Here is a 1498-nt window from a genome sequence, read left to right as displayed (position 1 = left end):
TTAAAGAAAAATAATAGCATAAGCGAAGAGGGCTATAAACTCGTTACACCACAAGATATTTTATCTAGCCCTGATGGGCAAGTGTTTGTCTTAGTCGGTGGCTTTTTAAATCGCCCTGTGAAAACTCAAGCTAACCTTTGGTTTAAAAATCCAGCACTTAAAGGAGCAGACAAGATTCCTTATGATAGAGACAATAAAGAAATCCACGCCTTAAGGGAAGCCGAAGCTAAAAAAGATTCTAATACACAATCTAGTGAAAATATAGAATCTAACAACACAGATTCTACTGAATCTAATCCACAAGATTCTAATAAATCTAATGAAAATATAGAATCTAAAGAGCAAGATTCTAAAGAAAACATAGAATCTACCCCAAAAGATTCTAAAGATTCTAACCCTGAATCTAGCAATAAAGATTCTAATGCAAAATCTAATGTAGGGCAAAAAGAATACAATCCATTTAAATACACTAAAAAAGCAAGTTAAAAGGAGTAAAAAATGCAAAATAATAATTTTAAAGATTTTAAAATCACTCATAACACTTTAAAAGAGTTTAAAGCCACAAAAAAGCCTTTAAATTTCCCAAAAAGCCTTAAAAATGATTTTAAAACGCAAAAAAGTATTCAAAACACTTTAAATAAGTTTTTAGGATTTAAGAATGATAAAAAAGCGTTTTTAGATGTTTTTAGAAGTTTAGAGAATTTAAAACCTATTAAAACCCATTTAAAAGCACAAAAAAGGCTAAAAAATGAGAAAGAAAATCAAAGAGTTTAAAGAGCAAAAAGAAGACTGAAAGGAGTTTAAAATGATAAAAGATAAATGGATAGAAAAATCACGCAATTATGAAGAGACTACAAAAGAAATGCAGATTCTAATCCGCAAAATAATTGCAAAGCGAAATAGCATTTCTAAGCTAGATATTGACTTAAAAATGCAAAAACAAGAGCTAAAGAATTATGAAAAACGCATTGATATTACACAAAAGAAAATCAATGTAGAAAACGCAAGGCTAGAAGAATTAGAATCTAAATTGCAAGATAAATTTAGTGAATTTCAAAACTTAGAATCTAACCTAGATTCTACAAAAGGAGCATAAATGGAAAATGTTAGCATTGTTTTAGAGCATAAATTGCAAGTTTTAGATAAATATCTAAGGCTTGATGCAAATGAATTGATTTTCACAAAATCAAAAGAGTTTTATGTAGATTTCGGCGATAGATTCGAGCATATACACGATGATGCCCTAGATTATGATTTTCTAAATGATTTTTTAGTCCAACTTGCGACAAGGAGAAATCAACGATTTAATGAAAGCTATCCAAGCTTATCGTGTGAATTGCCAGAGCCATATTTGCGTTACAGGGTTCAAGCCCAGCATGAAAGCGTATTATTTGGTAGTGATGTGTGTATTTGTATTCGTATTCCAAGTAAAAGTCGCTTTAATTTAGAATCTTTTGTTTTGAGTGAGAATCTAATTAAGCAAGGCTGGACACACCAA

The 1498-nt window shown here is 30.2% G+C and carries 2 protein-coding genes and 2 pseudogenes; all 4 read left to right on the top strand.

What is annotated here, in order from left to right; translation table 11 throughout:
• A pseudogene (locus tag LS64_RS12665) lies at positions 1 to 486 on the top strand (hypothetical protein); the annotation flags it as partial.
• Positions 487 to 498: 12 nt separating this feature from the next.
• Complete coding sequence (locus tag LS64_RS12110; protein ID WP_034569228.1) at positions 499 to 774, top strand: hypothetical protein; 276 nt, start codon at positions 499 to 501, stop codon at positions 772 to 774.
• A 31-nt stretch (positions 775 to 805) separates the two neighbouring features.
• On the top strand, positions 806 to 1096 hold the full coding sequence (locus LS64_RS12105) for a hypothetical protein (RefSeq protein ID WP_118949357.1): 291 nt from the start codon (positions 806 to 808) through the stop codon (positions 1094 to 1096).
• Positions 1097 to 1498: pseudogene (locus LS64_RS12100) on the top strand (conjugal transfer protein); the annotation flags it as partial.

Source organism: Helicobacter saguini, assembly GCF_000762875.2.
GTDB lineage: Bacteria > Campylobacterota > Campylobacteria > Campylobacterales > Helicobacteraceae > Helicobacter_A > Helicobacter_A saguini.
The sequence above is the reverse complement of the archived record's forward strand: the minus strand, read 5'-3'. Positions and strand labels throughout refer to the sequence as shown.

Excerpts from the sequence above, each read along its gene's own strand:
- LS64_RS12105 (WP_118949357.1), top strand. The coding sequence starts at position 806 with ATGATAAAAGATAAATGGATAGAAAAATCACGCAATTATGAAGAGACT.
- LS64_RS12110 (WP_034569228.1), top strand. The coding sequence starts at position 499 with ATGCAAAATAATAATTTTAAAGATTTTAAAATCACTCATAACACTTTA.